Here is a 14,096-nt window from a genome sequence, read left to right on the forward strand (position 1 = left end):
ACGACCCGACTCGGCGCCGAATACGCCCGAGCCAACCCTCCATTTGATGAGGACAGCGGCCAAGCGGGCTGTTGTTAAGTCGCCGCGCCAGCGCCAATCCGCAGCTCTCAGGGGTCGGCGGCCTCAGTCAGTGCGCGTCTGAGCCGGGGTGCACCGGCAGGATGGAAAGAGGATCGGGATGGATCAACACGTCTCCAGCAGTCACCTGGAGATCCGCAAGCGGCCGCACTTGGCCATTGTCTTAGGATCGATTGTCGTTGCGGCAGGGATTTGGTTTGTCATTTATAAGATTAGCGGCCGAGTGATTTGGCTCTGGTAGCGAAAAAAAGAGCCGCGATCATGTGCGAGGCTCGCTTCGGTCTGGATCGGACAGCCCCCAGAAGGCGAAACGATCGCAGCGTCGGCTGCGTACCATTTGTTGGAGCACCTTCCGCCTTCGGCTTGGCACCGATTGTCGGCTACCGAGCCGTTTCAGGCCTGCGCTGAAAATCTGCTACACGCACGGGCAACGACCAATCGTCGTGCATGGATTGCTCCATCGGCACGCACGAAGCCCGGGTGCGCAACAGGCAGATGTCAAATCCTTTCATCCGGAAATTGGCATCGCGAGCGCATCTCGATGTCGGCGACGTGTCGGCGCTGCGACAGGCTTTGTGCAGCGTCTCTCAGGTGGAAGCCGGTCAGGATCTGATCCTCGAAGGCGAGTGTCCGGACGCCGCCTACGTCATTCTCGACGGGTTCGCCTGCCGCTACAAACTCGTACCTGACGGCGGCCGTTCGATCGTCGCTTACCTGGTACCCGGGGACGGCTGCGATCTGCACGCTTCGATTCTCAATCGTGCGATCCACTCGGTTGCTACACTGACTCCCTGCTCGATCGCCGCGCTGCCTTACCAGAAGATCAAAGAACTTGCCGCGACGCGGCCGAATATCTATCGCGCCCTATGGCGTTCGATCCTGGTCGATGAAGCGGTCTTACAAGAATGGCTTGTTGGGATCGGGCGTCGGTCCGCCGACAAGCAGGTTGCCCACATCATCTGCGAACTTCTCGCCCGGTTGCGTGCGGTAGGTCTCGGTTTCGAGCCGAATTATCATCTGCCGCTGACACAGCCTGAACTGGCGGATACGGCCGGGCTCTCGAACGTTCACATCTACCGCGTTCTCGCAGACCTTCGGAAAGACGGCTTAATCGAGAGCGGCCGACGATATATAAGCGTTCCGGACGTCAAGCGATTGGAGAACTTCGCCAGGTTTGATGCCAGCTACCTTCTTCTTTCTGGCTCGGATGAAAACCCCGCACCCGTTGGAAAATTGCCGGACATGACGGGCCAGGTCAGGCGATAAGCTCGATGAAGCGCGCCGAAAAGATCATCTCCGATACGATCCGAAGACATTGTAGAATTCCGGCGCAATCTCAGTTGTCAGGATCGGTAAAATACGAGCCGACGAGATATCCGGATTGGTGAGCGGACAAGTACCCCACCGTAATAAGAGCTTGCTCCACACCCATGCCATGCGACAGCGAGAATATTACAACACAGAACATCAAAATAGAAACAGAAGAAACCACGAGGTGCTTTGCCTGCAGCGAATAAGCGATATATAATCCAGAGATAAACAGCAATATCGCAATGAGCATTGGATACCCGACGGGCCTTCAGCACCGATACTGCGCGAGCCGGATCACTGCTCCAGACGACGCCTGGCTCAGCAGCTAGGCCGCGTCCTGCAATTTGCAAACCATTCTTCATCCTAGTTACAGCAGAATGTCGTCATTGTTAGCGATGAAAGATGATGGAGCGCCCTTTTGAAGCTCTTTCGGAGCCGTTCGGCAGCTTTGCGCAGCAGTGCCTTCAGCTTTGAGAATGCCATCTCGATGGGGTTGAGGTCGGGGCTGTAGGGCGGGAGGAACAACAGCCGTGCGCCGGCCGCCTCTATGGCGGCTTGCACGGCCAGACCCTTGTGGCTGCCGAGGTTGTCCATGACGATGATGTCCTCGGGAACGAGTTCGGGTACGAGCACGCGCTCGACTTAAGTCTGGAAGGCATCGCGGTTGATCGGCCCATCGCGCACATTGGGCGCGGCGATCCTGGACAGGTGCAATCCCGCCACCAGCGTCGTCTTCCAATGACCGTGTGGCACGAACGAGCACAGCCGCTCGCCGCGGGAAGACCGTCCGAGCCGGCGGGCCATGTTGGTTGAGGTTCAGGTCTCGTCCGAGGAACACGAGACGCTCAGGATTGAGATCCGGTTGACCCTCGAACCAGACCTCGCGCGCAGCCCTCACGTCCGGGCGATCTTGCTCTGCGGCGTGAGCTGACTTTTTGTCGGTGAGGTCACGTGCGTCGAGGAAGCTTCACAGAGTGCCGAGCCCGACAGTCAGATCGTGCTCGTCCCGAAGCGCGCGCGCATCTCATCCAAAGTGATGTCGACCTTCTCGTCGATCAGGCCGCGCAGGAACGCCTCGTGCGGATCAGGCAACCGTCTCAGATGATCTCGTGCGAGTGCCTATTTTCAATCATTCTTAGTTCCGCTTAGAGACGAAAAGTGGAGTTGCGATCGTTAAAATGAAGGCTGAACGAGGCGCTGAGTGGCGTGATGAAACGAGAGGAACCTCGGCCCTAGCGACGCGGAAGTGGGAATACATGAGAACCTGAAGAAGATGATTACGGCTGCGATGGGGGTACCGTCGTGCTGGGTCCATCAACAGACTGCGTCTGCAGGTATGCGATGACATCCGCCCGGTCGAGCGGGTCCTGAAGCCCTCGGAAGCTCATGCTTGTGCCCGGTGCAAACGTCGCAGGGGCGGCCAGCCAAGCGTCCAATCTCTCGGGCGTCCAGACGCCTCCTGCGGAGCGGAGAGCCCCCGTGTAGCCGAAGCGTCGACTGTTGCTCGCGAGGGGCTTGCCAACCACGTCAGAGAGACCGGGACCGTTTCGGTCGCCGGCTCCCATCCTGACCGTGTGACAGGCGGCGCACTGGCCGAACAAGCGGGCGCCCCGACCCGCATCGGCCACCCGCATGAAGTCGTCGAAGCTCGGAGAGTCGCCCAGGGAACGCCGCCGCTCCTGGCCGTCATCCGAGCAGGCCGTGACGAGAAGGGCCAGCGCGAGCAGCACGGTGCGCAAGCCGAGGGGGAAGACGGACAAGGCGCGTCTCCCGTTCAATCATGTGAAGCGACGCCAATCGTCGACATGCGTCCGCCTTCAGAAAGGTCGGACCGGCAAGAGCTTGCCGCGCAGCAGCAGGCCCAACGTCCTAAGCGCGATCCAGCCGATGATCAGGTTCGCCGCGGCGAACAGCGGGACCGCGAGCGAAGCGTTCGGCCCGTCCAGGCCACGTTCGGTCAGGCGCAACGCGGAGAGCGGCAGGGCCGAGACGCCGAACGTGTACGCCCAGGCCGCCGGCGAGAACGGCTGCTGCCGCAGCCACGGTACCAGCCGCACCATGACCAGGGCATGCAGCAGGGCGTAGCCGAACAGGATTTGGGCGAGCCGGTCGGGCGGCCCGTCCGTGACCGCCAGGTAGGCGACGCAGGCCACCGCGGGCGGCGCGAGGTGCAGCCCGAGCGAGGCGCGCAGCGGCACGGGAAGGGTCTGCAGGATCAGTCTATGGACGATGACCGATTCCAGCGTCAGCCACGACAGCAGGCCGGCCCCGAAATAGAGCAGGCCGAGTTCCTTCATGCCGAACGTGGCGCAGGTGATGGCCGCCACGAAGCCCCCTCCGACCGTGGGCATGTAGAGGATCGGCGTCGTCGCCTCGAACGCGCGGTCGCCCATCCAGAGGCCTCCCACACCCCAGACGGCGAAGAGGGTCGCCCCGACAAGTCCCGCCGATGCCATCGCCCACGCGGTGCTCGGCCAGTGCGGCGCGAGGCCGACGCTGGCGATCATCGTGGCGACGGGGGCCAGGGAGGCGAAGAACGAGGACGTCGGGTCGCGCGCCTCGAACAGCACCGTATCCCGGTCGTTCAGCCACCGCGCCGCGTAGAAGACCAGCCACGCCGACCAGACCGCCACGCCGACGAGCGAGAGCGCCTCGCCGACCCAGGCGGGTGCCAGTCCGAGGCGAGCCATGGCGCGCCAGCCGTTGCCCAGGCCGCAGAGCCCCAGGACCATGCCGAAGAAGGTGGCCGGGACCCTGGTTCGGCGAAGCCAGGCGCGTTCAACGCGAGGCCGGGCGGGGGCTGCCCGCTCTCCGGATGCGCTTGCGCGATCCGCCATGTCAGACGACCGTGGAGATCGCGCCGGGCGGATGCGACAGCAGCGTCGCCAGTAGGCTCAGACCGTACCGTAAGGTCTCGGCGTCGGGCGCGGCGCCCAGGGAGACGCGGATGGCTTCCGGAGCGGGCCCGATTGCAAAGGTGTCGCTCAGGATGACCGAAAGCCCGAGTTGATGCGCATGCGCCCCGAACTCGCCGCGCCGCCACGGCTCGGGAAGCCGGAGCCAGAGGTGGTGCCCGCAGGACTGCGCGCGGAAATCGAGATCCCGCAGGGCCTCGCGTGCGACCGCCTGCCGGAGGCCGTTCTCCTGTCGGATGGCCGCGACGACCGCATCGAGCTCGCCGTCCGCAATCCACTGCGAGGCGAGAGCGGCCGCGAGCGGCGAGGCCATCATGTTGATGGCACGCAACTCGGCGGCGAGCCGCACCGCCTCGTTCGTTCCCGGTACCGCGACGTATGCGATGCGCAGGCCCGGGCTGACGCACTTGGACAGCGTCGCGATGTGCCAAGTGATATCAGCGGCGAGGGCGGCGATGGGAGCCGGGGCGTCGGGTGGCAGCGCGCCGTAGGCGTCGTCCTCGATGATCGCGACACCGTGCAAGCGGGCGACCTCGGCGATCCGCCCACGTCGTGCCTTCGGCAATGTCGCGGTCGTCGGGTTGTCGAGCGTCGGGACCAAGTACAGGGCCCGCGGCCGCTCGGACTTGCAACTTTCAAGGAAGGCGTCCGGGTCGAGCCCCTCTTCGTCGCAGACCACCGGCACGAGGCGAATGCCGCGGCGCTCGGCGGCCATGCGCAGCCCGGGGTAGGTGAGCGACGGGACGCAGAGTGCATCGCCCGGCTTGAGGAGGGCTGCGAGCACGGCGGCGAGCACCACCTGGGCACCACCCGCCACGAGAACCCGCTGCACCGGAAGGGGCCCGAGCCGCTGGCCCAGCCACTGTGCCGCCGCGGCGCGGTCGGCCAAGTTCCCGGCGCTGTCTTGGTACTGCATCCGATCCAGGAAGCCCGGCGAACCGGCAAGCCGAGAGAGGCCTGCCTCCATACGGCTGGCCAGACGCGCCGCGACCGGTTGCGGCGGCATGTTCATGCTGAAGTCGACGCTCCCGGACGGGTCCGGCCTGCGCACCTCGGGGGCCGGTGGTGCGGCGCCGCGAACGAAGCTGCCCCGTCCGGCGGTGGCATCAATCAAGCCGGTCCTTCGCGCCTCGTTGAAGGCGCGCGTGACCGTGGTGAGATCGACGTTGAGGTGCTTGGCCAGAGCGCGCTGCGGCGGAAGGCGCACGCCCGGCGGGAGCCGTCCGGCGCGGATGTCCTCAGCCAGCGCCTTCACGATGGCGAGGTACTTTGGCCCTGCATCGCCCGCAATTGTCGGGTTCCAGGATTCCATCATTGACCCCTCATTTCGCATTGGTGTATGCATACATCCATCATACAGGCAACGCGAAAGACGGCTTTGCCTGAAAAGGCGCCGCTGAAGCAGCAAGCTTTCACCGCGAATGTATGGATATGTAAGCCATACATTCGATGCGCGCAAGGCGAACCCCATGCCGCCGGAATTGGCGAGCGGGTCAGGAACGTGGACGATGCAAAGGACGATTGATCAATCCCTCCTGTCAGTCGGCCTGCGGTGCCGCTGCCCGCGCTGCGGCCAGGGGCGTCTGTTCGACGGCTTCATCACCCTGAAGCCGCGTTGCGAGGCGTGCGGCCTCGACTACAGCTTCGCTGACCCGGCCGACGGTCCCGCCTTCTTCATCATGATGACGATGGCTTTCCCGGTCACCGCCTTCGGGATCTGGCTGGAGCTCGCCTACGACCCGCCGCTCTGGGTTCACGCGGTCGTGACGCTGCCGCTGCTCCTGTTGGCCTGCGTACCGATCATTCGGCCGCTGAAGGGGCTCTTCATTGCCAGCCAGTACATCAACAGGGCCGAGGAGGGCCGCTTTGCGGTCCAGAAGGCGCCTGGCGTCAGTCCCACGTCCAGGAACTGACCGCGCCGCTCCCCCATGCGCGAGCCCGAGCGCACGCGCGTCGGCGGCATGAGCCACCTCGGGTCTGCCGCGACTCGATCCGACCTGACGAGGACCGGGACGATGCTCCCCTATTCCGACGTGTTCGAAGCCTCCCTCCAGAAGCTGCGCGAGGACGGCCGCTATCGGACGTTCATCGAGCTTGAGCGGAATGTCGGGAGCTTCCCGACGGCTGTCTGGAGGCATCCGGACGGCAGCCGTCGGCCGGTTACGGTCTGGTGCAGCAACGACTATCTCGGGATGGGACACAGCCCCGAGGTCCTCGGCGCCATGCACGAGGCCCTCGACCGCTACGGCGCCGGTGCGGGCGGCACCCGCAACATCTCCGGTACCGCCCACGAGCACGTGCTGCTGGAGCGGGACTTGGCGGAGCTGCACGGGAAGGAGGCCGCTCTCCTGTTCACGTCGGGCTATGTCTCGAACCTGGCGGCGCTGAGCGTCCTCGGCCAGGTGCTGCCGGGCAGCGTCATCCTGTCGGACGCCGGCAACCACAACTCGATGATCGAGGGTATCCGCCGCTCAGGCGCCGCGAAGGCGGTCTTTCCGCACAACGACGTCGCCGCGCTCGACAGGCTGCTTGCGCAGTTCGGTCCCGACCGGCCCAAGGTCGTGGCGTTCGAGAGCGTCTACAGCATGGACGGCGACGTGGCGCCCATCGCCGAGATCTGCGACGTCGCGGAGCGCCACGGTGCGCTCACCTACCTCGACGAGGTCCACGCAGTCGGGATGTACGGCCAGCACGGCGCCGGCATCGCGGAGCGCGAGGGCGTCGCCCATCGCGTCACCCTGATCGAGGCGACGCTCGGAAAGGCCTTCGGCGTCATGGGCGGCTACGTCGCCGGCCCGTCCACGGTCGTCGACGTCATCCGCAGCCACGCGGCCGGCTTCATCTTCACAACCGCCCTGTGTCCGCACCTGGCTGCCGGCGCGCGGGCCGCCGTGCGGCATCTCAGGGAGAGCCAGGCGGAGCGGACGGCGCAGCAGCGGGCCGCGGCGACCCTGATGGCGATGCTACGCAAGGCCGACCTGCCGGTCCTGCCCAGCCAGAGCCACATCCTGCCCGTGATGGTCGGCGACGCCCACCTGTGCCGGCGGATCAGCGAGGAGCTGCTGGACCGGCACGGCATCTACGTTCAGCCAATCAATTACCCGACCGTGCGACGCGGTGGCGAGCGGCTTCGGATCACGCCGACGCCGCTCCACACCGAGGAGCACATGCGAACGCTCGTAGGAGCGCTCGTCGAAACCCGCTCGCGCCTCGGCTGGGGCGAGGTCTCGCTGGCTGCCTGAGCGGCGAACACGCCCCGCAGCCGATCACAGACTTGCATTAGGTGACCGAAATGCTGGCGAACGTTGACGCCCTGCTGCTCGCGCGGGCGCAGTTTGGGTTCACGGTGGCGTTCCACATCGTGTTCCCGGTCTTCTCCATCGGCTTGGCGAGCTATCTGATGGTGCTGGAGGGTCTCTGGCTCGCCACCGGCCGGCAGGTGTTCATCGACCTGTTCCGGTATTGGATCAAGATCTTCGCCATCGGCTTCGCCATGGGCGTCGTGTCCGGGCTGGTCATGTCCTACCAGTTCGGTACGAACTGGTCGGTCTACGCCGACAAGACGGGGCCCGTTCTCGGTCCGCTGATGGCCTACGAGGTGCTCTCGGCCTTCTTCCTGGAAGCCGGCTTCCTCGGCGTCATGCTGTTCGGCATGAGCAAGGTCGGCCCGCGACTGCACTTCCTCGCAACGCTCATGGTGGCCATCGGGACGTTCTTCTCGGCGTTCTGGATCCTGTCCGTGAACTCCTGGATGCAGACGCCGCAGGGCTACGCCACCAACCCGGCCGGCCAGTTCGTGCCGGTCGACTGGTGGGCCATCGTCTTCAACCCGTCGTTCCCCTACCGCCTCGTCCACATGGTCCTGGCCGCCTATCTGACCACCGCCCTCGTCGTCGGCGCGGTCGGGGCTTGGCACTTGCTGCGCGAGCGGACGAACGCGGGCGCGCGGACGATGTTCTCGATGGCGATGTGGATGCTCGCCGTCGTTGCGCCCCTCCAGATCCTGGCCGGCGATGCCCACGGCCTGAACACGCTGGAGCACCAGCCCACCAAGGTCATGGCCATGGAAGGCCACTTCGAGAGCCACCCGGACGGCGCGCCGCTCATCCTGTTCGGCCTGCCCGACCAGGAGGCCGGCACGGTGCGCTACGCGGTCGAGGTGCCCAAGCTCTCCTCCCTGATCCTGAAGCACGGGCTGAACGAGCCGCTGAAGGGCCTCGACAGCGTGCCGCGGGAGAACTGGCCGCCGGTGCCCGTGGTGTTCTGGTCCTTCCGTGTGATGGTCAGCCTCGGGATGCTGATGCTGCTGCTCGGCGGCCTCAGCCTGCTCGCCCGCTACAAGGGCCAGCTGTACGCCTGGCCGGCGCTGCACCGCTTCGCCCTCGCAATGGGCCCGGCCGGCTTCGTCGCCGTGGTGGCCGGCTGGATCACCACCGAGGTCGGGCGCCAGCCTTTCACGGTCTACGGACTGCTGCGCACGGCGGAATCGGCCTCGCCTCTGTCCGCGCCCGCCGTCGCCGCCTCGCTCACCGCTTTCGTGCTGGTCTACTTCGCCGTGTTCGGGATGGGCATCCTCTACATCCTACACCTGATGGCGAAGCCGCCGCACCGGGGCGAGCCCGGGATCGAGCCCGGGGCGCCGATCCGCACCGCCGGCATCACGCCCGCACCGTCGGTCGACCCCGACCGTCACCTTCACCCGGCCGAGTGAGGAACGCATCATGCTCGCCAACATCGACCTGACAGTGGTCTGGGCGCTGATCATCGCCTTCGCGGTCTTCGCCTACATCGTGATGGACGGCTTCGACCTCGGCATCGGCATCCTGTTCCCGGCCTTCCGGCCGGGCCACGAGCGCGACACGGCGATGAACTCCATCGCGCCGGTCTGGGACGGCAACGAGACCTGGCTGGTGCTCGGCGGAGGCGGCCTGTTCGCGGTCTTCCCGCTGGCCTACGCGGTGATCATGCCGGCGCTCTACGCGCCGATCATCGCGATGCTGCTCGGCCTGATCTTCCGCGGCGTCGCCTTCGAGTTCCGCTGGCGCGACCCGCGTCACCGGGCCCTCTGGGACGTCGCCTTCACCGGTGGCTCGGTCGTGGCTGCGTGCGCCCAAGGTATCACCCTCGGCGCGCTCCTGCAGGGCATCAAGGTCGAGGGCCGTGCCTATGCGGGGGGCTGGTGGGATTGGCTCACGCCGTTCAGCCTACTCGTCGGTCTCGGCATCGTTTGCGGCTACGCCCTGCTCGGCGCCACGTGGCTGGTGATGCGGACGGAAGGGAGCCTGCAGGGCCGGGCGCGCACCTTCTCGCTCTGGCTCGGCGCGACGACGGTCGCGGTCATCACCGCTGTCAGCGCAGCGACGCCCTTCCTGGAAGGCAAGTATTGGGAGCGCTGGTTCACGATGCCGAGCGTGCTCCTCACCGCACAGGTGCCACTCCTCGTCGCAATCGCGTCGTTCCTGTTCTTCCGCCGGCTGCGCAGCGGGGCGGAGAGAACGCCGTTCTTGCTGGCGCTCGGCTTGTTCCTGCTGTCCTTCGTCGGGCTCGGGATCAGCATTTTCCCAGACGTCGTGCCGGGCCGGATCACCATCTGGGAGGCGGCCGCACCGCATGCGAGCCAAGTCTTCCTGCTCGTAGGCGCGTCGGTCCTGATCCCGACCATCCTGGCCTACACGGCCTACGCGTACTGGGTCTTCCGCGGGAAAGTCGACGCCGCAGGGTATCACTGATGGACACCACCTCCGCTTTCCGTCACCCGGCGCCCCTGTGGCGGCGCCTCGTATGGTTCGCCTCGATATGGGCCGGTAGCGTCCTCTCCCTCGGGGTCGTCGCCGGCATCCTGCGGGCTTGGCTGAAGGCGGGCTGACGTAGCGTCCTTTGACGACAACGGTTTTCCTCACCAGAAATGGGCGGCCCATGTTGGCGAAGTTCGAAGCCGGATGGTGAGTGGGATGAGGTTCGCACTTGCACAGGGGGTCACCCTCGCGGCGACCCTGCTCTCCATCGCGGCCGCACGATTCCTGACGAACGCCGGCTTCGAGCATGCGGCACGCGATTGCTTCCTGGCCGCTGGTTACGCGACCGCCATCACCCTGCTCGTCGCGCGCTGAAGCGCATCTTGGGCGGGGATGTCGCGTCGCCTCGCATCGCTGTCGGACTTGGCGCGTTGCACCCCCGAAGAGGAGCCCGCATGGCCGAACCGTCCTATGCCGAGCAGTCGCCCATCGGGGTGGCGGTGCGAAGCCGGTGCCCGCGTTGCGGACGAGGTCACCTGTTCAACGGGTTCCTAAATCTTGCACCTCGGTGTGACGTGTGTGGTCTGGATTACGGGTTTGCCGATCCAGCTGACGGCCCGGCCTTCTTCGTGATGATGACGGCCGCAGTGCCCGCGACGGCATTCGGGATCTGGCTTGAACTCACTTATTCGCCGCCCCTGTGGGTGCATGCCGTCACGACGCTGCCCATCGTGCTGATTGCCTGCACTTTGCCGCTTCGGTTCTTCAAGGGCTGGCTCGTCGCCGAGCAGTATATCCGTAAGGCCGAGGAAGGACGCATCGCGCGGCCAAGCGCCTCCACCCGCGATCAGACCGAGTAGCTCAAACCTGACACTCGGTACCCGCTCTCGAAGGGCTGCTCGCGCCCCGTCTCGGACACACGGAAGATCCGCTTCGGGTGGGTATCCGCTGGTCTGCTCGCGACCGCCGGATCCAGAGAGCGCCCCCCCCCCGCTTCTCGACGGTTTCCGCTCTAAGTCCGACGCGGGATGTCAGACAATTCGCTCAACCCATTGCGAACGTGAACTTCCCGGAGCGAATGGGTCGCCGAAATATTGCGTTTCACGAACGACCTTCCCATCACGGAACTCCATGATGCTGACCGTATAGGATGGTTTGCCGTCATACGTGAGCACGTACTCCGTCACCCAAAGATCTCCAGAGCCGACGATCCGTCGCACGGCAAACCGTTTTTTGTTGGGTTGCGCCGTACGAGATGCCTGGATGTTGCGCCGCCCGCTGATGCGCTCGCCGGATTGAGGATACTCAAGCACGGCGTCGTCGCGATAGATCTGGTGCTCGTCCTCAAAATCGTCAGCGTCCGAAGCGGCCCAGTGCCGGTCGAGAGCGTGTCTGATCTCCTGATCGCTCATGGAAGACCTCCCTCATCGTTTCAGCTCAACGCGCGCTTCGAGTGGCCTGCCATGGAGGCACGCGCCGTCAGCCGCCGAGGCCGCAGCGCTACGCACGAGTGCTTTGGAGCATACGGCGAGTCACCATCGACGTGAATTTTGGGTCGAACGCTGAACATCCACTTCCGGATGAAAGATCGAGGTCCGCTTGTCATCCGAAGCGGAGCTCACCGGATTACGGCGGCAACATCTGCTTGAAGTGGATGCACATCGGACTTTGCTAATTAAAGACATTAAGAGCACGAACGGGGACGGCTGGCGTGGATACCGCTCAGCTCAAATGTAAGTCGAGGCAAGGGCCGGCGAGCCTTCGAGCGCATGGGCGAGCACTTCCAAGCCGTGTGTGATCTGCTGCCGGGTTGCGGGACCGCCGAGACAGAGGCGCACCGCCTCAGGCGGCGGGCCTGCCACGCAGAAGGGATCGCTCGCGACGACGCCCAGCCCGGCCGACCGTCCCTGGCTCGCGAAGGCCGACCGCGTCCAGCCCTCCGGCAGCGTGATCCAGACGTGGAATCCGTGCGGGTCGGCGGTGTAGGTCCCGGCCGGGAGCAGGGCTTCCACGATGCGCTGGCGAGCGGCCGATTCCTCACGGACGAACTGCACGATGGCCTCCGCCGTGCCGTCCATGATCCAGCGCGTCGCCAGCGTCGTCGAGACCGGCGAGGCCATGACGGTCGCGGCGCGCAGGGAGCCCGCGAGTGGAAGGGCGGCCCGGGCACTCGGAGCCACCAGGAAGGCGAGGCGAAGCCCCGCTCCCAGGCACTTGGCCACACCTGCCACGTAGTAGGTGACCTCGGGCGCGAGTTCGGCGAAGCTCGGCGGCGGCGCCGGACAGATACGCGCGTAGGCGTCATCCTCGATGATGCTGACGGCATAGCGCCGAGCCACCGCGATGATCGCCTCCCGGCGCGAGCGGGATAGGGTCGCGGTGGTTGGGTTCTGCAGCAGCGGATTCAGGTAGATCGCCTTCGGCGCGACTTTGGTGCAGGCGGCCGCGAAGGCGTCCGGGTCAACGCCATGCCGATCCATCGGCAGGTCGATGAGGCGCAGCCCCAGATGGGCCGCGAGCGCGCGGATACCCGGGTAAGTGATTTGCTCGGCGCAGATCGTGTCGCCTCGCCGGGCGACCTGCCCGAGCACGCTGAACAGAGCGCTGTGCGCGCCTGGGCAGATCAGCAGGCGCTCTCGCGTCGTGTCGACCCCGCGGCCCTTCAGCCAGCGTAACGCCGCGACCTTATCCTCATCGGTGCCGCCGAAGCCCTGGTAGCGCAGTAGGTTGGCGAGGTCGCCGGACAGTTCCGCGAACGAGGCTTGCATACGCGCCCGCAGGGCCGGCGTATCGGGCTCGGGCGGCAGGTTCATGGTGAAGTCGACCGGCCCGACCCGCGCCCCGCTGGTTCCCCCGCCTGAACGGACGGAGCGGGCCGGATCGACCACGAAGGTCCCTTGGCCGACGCGCCCCTCGATCAGGCCGCGCTTGTGCGCCTCGACGTAGCCGCGGGACACGGTCGTGAAGTTCAGGCCCAGCGTTTCGGCGAGGGCGCGCTGGGTCGGCAGGCGCGTGCCCGGCGTCAAGCGGCCCAGACGGATGTCGCCCGCAAGCGCCTCCACGATGGCGAGGTAATAGGGCTTCCCCCACTGCTTCAGGTCCGGGGCCCAGGCCCCGGTGACAGCATTCTGGAGGCCGGATCGCCCATCTCGCTCCGTCGTCTTCATCCGTCGCGCGCCTGCACCATCAATATGCGATCAATGTGAGATTGTATGGCTTGCAAGTGCCGTACCGCGACGCTGATCCGGGAGCATCGCTCGCACAGTCCATACAATACTATCAATCGGTGGCTCAACAACGCGCACTGAACGACCACAAACTAGACTTGTACTGCCTTCCGAGCGAGCGCCATTCGTTGATTCCTTGAAGGGAGTAGCGGCTCCGTTGATCGCACAATTGTATGCATCCCTCTAAGACGCATTGATCGGTTCACTGAGCGCCGACGTCTGGCACACCGCTTGCCATTGATGACGCGTGGCCACCGGCAGCTTCACCTGTCGCGGTCCTGTCCTTCGAGGAGCGAAATCAATGCCCGCCGTGAACCGCGAACACCACAAGAAGGGCGACGTCCTGGTCGACTACGAGGAGAAGGTCTTCGAGGACGTGAAGGCCGAGCCGGGCCAGAAGGCGCTGGTGACCTTCCACACCGTCGCGTTCGAAGGCTCCATCGGCCTCGTGAATTTGCTTCAGGCCACCCGCCTGCAGCGCAAGGGCTTCGAGACCTCCATCCTGCTCTACGGCCCCGGCATCACCCTCGGCGTCCAGCGCGGCTTTCCGCGGCTCGGCGACGAGGCCTTCCCGGGCCACCTCAACTTCAACAACCAGCTTGAGAAGTTCATGGCCGAAGGCGGCAAGGTCTACGCCTGCCGGTTCTCGACCCAGGCCCTGTATGGCCATGGCGAGGCGGCCTTCATCGAGGGCATCCGCATGATCAACCCCCTCGACGTCCTCGACTGCATCCTCCTGCACAAGCGCGACAACGCGGTGATCATCGACACCTGGACCGTCTGACACCCGCGCAGCGCATCCGGCGGCCGCGCGACGCGGCCGCCGTCTC

14 protein-coding genes and 1 pseudogene are annotated in these 14,096 nt (G+C 65.6%); 9 read left to right on the forward strand and 6 right to left on the reverse strand.

What is annotated here, in order from left to right:
• Positions 1 to 525 precede the first annotated feature (525 nt).
• The gene (locus M6G65_RS18895; protein WP_250102712.1) at positions 526 to 1,344 is read left to right on the forward strand and encodes a Crp/Fnr family transcriptional regulator; all 819 of its coding nucleotides are present in this window, start codon (positions 526 to 528) and stop codon (positions 1,342 to 1,344) included.
• 476 nt (positions 1,345 to 1,820) lie between these two features.
• On the opposite strand, the pseudogene M6G65_RS18900 reads toward M6G65_RS18895, so the two are convergent.
• The 4 genes and pseudogenes from M6G65_RS18900 to M6G65_RS18915 form a co-directional block, all read right to left on the reverse strand.
• Positions 1,821 to 2,475, reverse strand: a pseudogene (locus M6G65_RS18900) (IS630 family transposase); the annotation flags it as partial.
• Positions 2,476 to 2,666: 191 nt separating this feature from the next.
• Positions 2,667 to 3,023: a c-type cytochrome gene (locus M6G65_RS18905; protein WP_347710501.1), complete on the reverse strand. Its 357-nt coding sequence runs from the start codon at positions 3,021 to 3,023 to the stop codon at positions 2,667 to 2,669.
• A gap of 183 nt (positions 3,024 to 3,206) precedes the next feature.
• Entirely contained in the window at positions 3,207 to 4,226 is a 1,020-nt protein-coding gene (gene tehA / locus M6G65_RS18910) for a dicarboxylate transporter/tellurite-resistance protein TehA (protein WP_283214842.1), read from the reverse strand.
• A 1-nt stretch (position 4,227) separates the two neighbouring features.
• The gene (locus tag M6G65_RS18915) at positions 4,228 to 5,619 is read right to left on the reverse strand and encodes an aminotransferase-like domain-containing protein (RefSeq protein ID WP_238196189.1); all 1,392 of its coding nucleotides are present in this window, start codon (positions 5,617 to 5,619) and stop codon (positions 4,228 to 4,230) included.
• A 193-nt stretch (positions 5,620 to 5,812) separates the two neighbouring features.
• Here M6G65_RS18915 and M6G65_RS18920 point away from each other — a divergent pair, with 193 nt between their 5' ends.
• From M6G65_RS18920 to M6G65_RS18950, 7 genes are all read left to right on the forward strand, one after another.
• Positions 5,813 to 6,217, forward strand: coding sequence for a DUF983 domain-containing protein (locus M6G65_RS18920; RefSeq protein WP_238196176.1), 405 nt, complete (start codon positions 5,813 to 5,815; stop codon positions 6,215 to 6,217).
• Positions 6,218 to 6,319: 102 nt separating this feature from the next.
• On the forward strand, positions 6,320 to 7,546 hold the full coding sequence (hemA, locus tag M6G65_RS18925; RefSeq protein WP_238196175.1) for a 5-aminolevulinate synthase: 1,227 nt from the start codon (positions 6,320 to 6,322) through the stop codon (positions 7,544 to 7,546).
• A gap of 50 nt (positions 7,547 to 7,596) precedes the next feature.
• Positions 7,597 to 9,015 (forward strand): cytochrome ubiquinol oxidase subunit I, encoded by a 1,419-nt coding sequence (locus tag M6G65_RS18930; protein ID WP_238196174.1) that lies wholly within the window; start codon positions 7,597 to 7,599, stop codon positions 9,013 to 9,015.
• Between the two features lie 10 nt (positions 9,016 to 9,025).
• Positions 9,026 to 10,033: a cytochrome d ubiquinol oxidase subunit II gene (gene cydB / locus M6G65_RS18935; RefSeq protein ID WP_238196173.1), complete on the forward strand. Its 1,008-nt coding sequence runs from the start codon at positions 9,026 to 9,028 to the stop codon at positions 10,031 to 10,033.
• Positions 10,033 to 10,170: a DUF2474 domain-containing protein gene (locus M6G65_RS18940; RefSeq protein ID WP_238196172.1), complete on the forward strand. Its 138-nt coding sequence runs from the start codon at positions 10,033 to 10,035 to the stop codon at positions 10,168 to 10,170. Before cydB ends, M6G65_RS18940 begins: the two co-directional genes overlap by 1 nt.
• A gap of 85 nt (positions 10,171 to 10,255) precedes the next feature.
• Positions 10,256 to 10,414: a hypothetical protein gene (locus M6G65_RS18945; RefSeq protein ID WP_238196171.1), complete on the forward strand. Its 159-nt coding sequence runs from the start codon at positions 10,256 to 10,258 to the stop codon at positions 10,412 to 10,414.
• Positions 10,415 to 10,494: 80 nt separating this feature from the next.
• Entirely contained in the window at positions 10,495 to 10,899 is a 405-nt protein-coding gene (locus M6G65_RS18950) for a DUF983 domain-containing protein (RefSeq protein ID WP_238196170.1), read from the forward strand.
• Positions 10,900 to 11,070: 171 nt separating this feature from the next.
• Here M6G65_RS18950 and M6G65_RS18955 read toward each other — a convergent pair whose 3' ends face one another.
• Both M6G65_RS18955 and M6G65_RS18960 read right to left on the reverse strand, forming a co-directional pair.
• Positions 11,071 to 11,451: a nuclear transport factor 2 family protein gene (locus M6G65_RS18955; protein ID WP_238196169.1), complete on the reverse strand. Its 381-nt coding sequence runs from the start codon at positions 11,449 to 11,451 to the stop codon at positions 11,071 to 11,073.
• 315 nt (positions 11,452 to 11,766) lie between these two features.
• On the reverse strand, positions 11,767 to 13,206 hold the full coding sequence (locus tag M6G65_RS18960) for an aminotransferase-like domain-containing protein (RefSeq protein WP_238196168.1): 1,440 nt from the start codon (positions 13,204 to 13,206) through the stop codon (positions 11,767 to 11,769).
• A 361-nt stretch (positions 13,207 to 13,567) separates the two neighbouring features.
• Between M6G65_RS18960 and M6G65_RS18965 the strand changes: the two genes are divergently transcribed.
• Entirely contained in the window at positions 13,568 to 14,050 is a 483-nt protein-coding gene (locus M6G65_RS18965) for an MSMEG_0572/Sll0783 family nitrogen starvation response protein (RefSeq protein ID WP_238196167.1), read from the forward strand.
• The last annotated feature ends 46 nt before the right edge of the window (positions 14,051 to 14,096 follow it).

The organism is Methylobacterium tardum, from assembly GCF_023546765.1.
In the GTDB taxonomy this organism is placed as follows: Bacteria; Pseudomonadota; Alphaproteobacteria; order Rhizobiales; family Beijerinckiaceae; genus Methylobacterium; species Methylobacterium tardum.

Coding starts and splice junctions, on each gene's coding strand:
- M6G65_RS18895 (WP_250102712.1), top strand. CDS start 526: ATGGATTGCTCCATCGGCACGCACGAAGCCCGGGTGCGCAACAGGCAG.
- M6G65_RS18905 (WP_347710501.1), bottom strand. CDS start 3,023: ATGCGGGTGGCCGATGCGGGTCGGGGCGCCCGCTTGTTCGGCCAGTGC.
- tehA (WP_283214842.1), bottom strand. CDS start 4,226: ATGGCGGATCGCGCAAGCGCATCCGGAGAGCGGGCAGCCCCCGCCCGG.
- M6G65_RS18915 (WP_238196189.1), bottom strand. CDS start 5,619: ATGATGGAATCCTGGAACCCGACAATTGCGGGCGATGCAGGGCCAAAG.
- M6G65_RS18920 (WP_238196176.1), top strand. CDS start 5,813: ATGCAAAGGACGATTGATCAATCCCTCCTGTCAGTCGGCCTGCGGTGC.
- hemA (WP_238196175.1), top strand. CDS start 6,320: ATGCTCCCCTATTCCGACGTGTTCGAAGCCTCCCTCCAGAAGCTGCGC.
- M6G65_RS18930 (WP_238196174.1), top strand. CDS start 7,597: ATGCTGGCGAACGTTGACGCCCTGCTGCTCGCGCGGGCGCAGTTTGGG.
- cydB (WP_238196173.1), top strand. CDS start 9,026: ATGCTCGCCAACATCGACCTGACAGTGGTCTGGGCGCTGATCATCGCC.
- M6G65_RS18940 (WP_238196172.1), top strand. CDS start 10,033: ATGGACACCACCTCCGCTTTCCGTCACCCGGCGCCCCTGTGGCGGCGC.
- M6G65_RS18945 (WP_238196171.1), top strand. CDS start 10,256: ATGAGGTTCGCACTTGCACAGGGGGTCACCCTCGCGGCGACCCTGCTC.
- M6G65_RS18950 (WP_238196170.1), top strand. CDS start 10,495: ATGGCCGAACCGTCCTATGCCGAGCAGTCGCCCATCGGGGTGGCGGTG.
- M6G65_RS18955 (WP_238196169.1), bottom strand. CDS start 11,451: ATGAGCGATCAGGAGATCAGACACGCTCTCGACCGGCACTGGGCCGCT.
- M6G65_RS18960 (WP_238196168.1), bottom strand. CDS start 13,206: ATGAAGACGACGGAGCGAGATGGGCGATCCGGCCTCCAGAATGCTGTC.
- M6G65_RS18965 (WP_238196167.1), top strand. CDS start 13,568: ATGCCCGCCGTGAACCGCGAACACCACAAGAAGGGCGACGTCCTGGTC.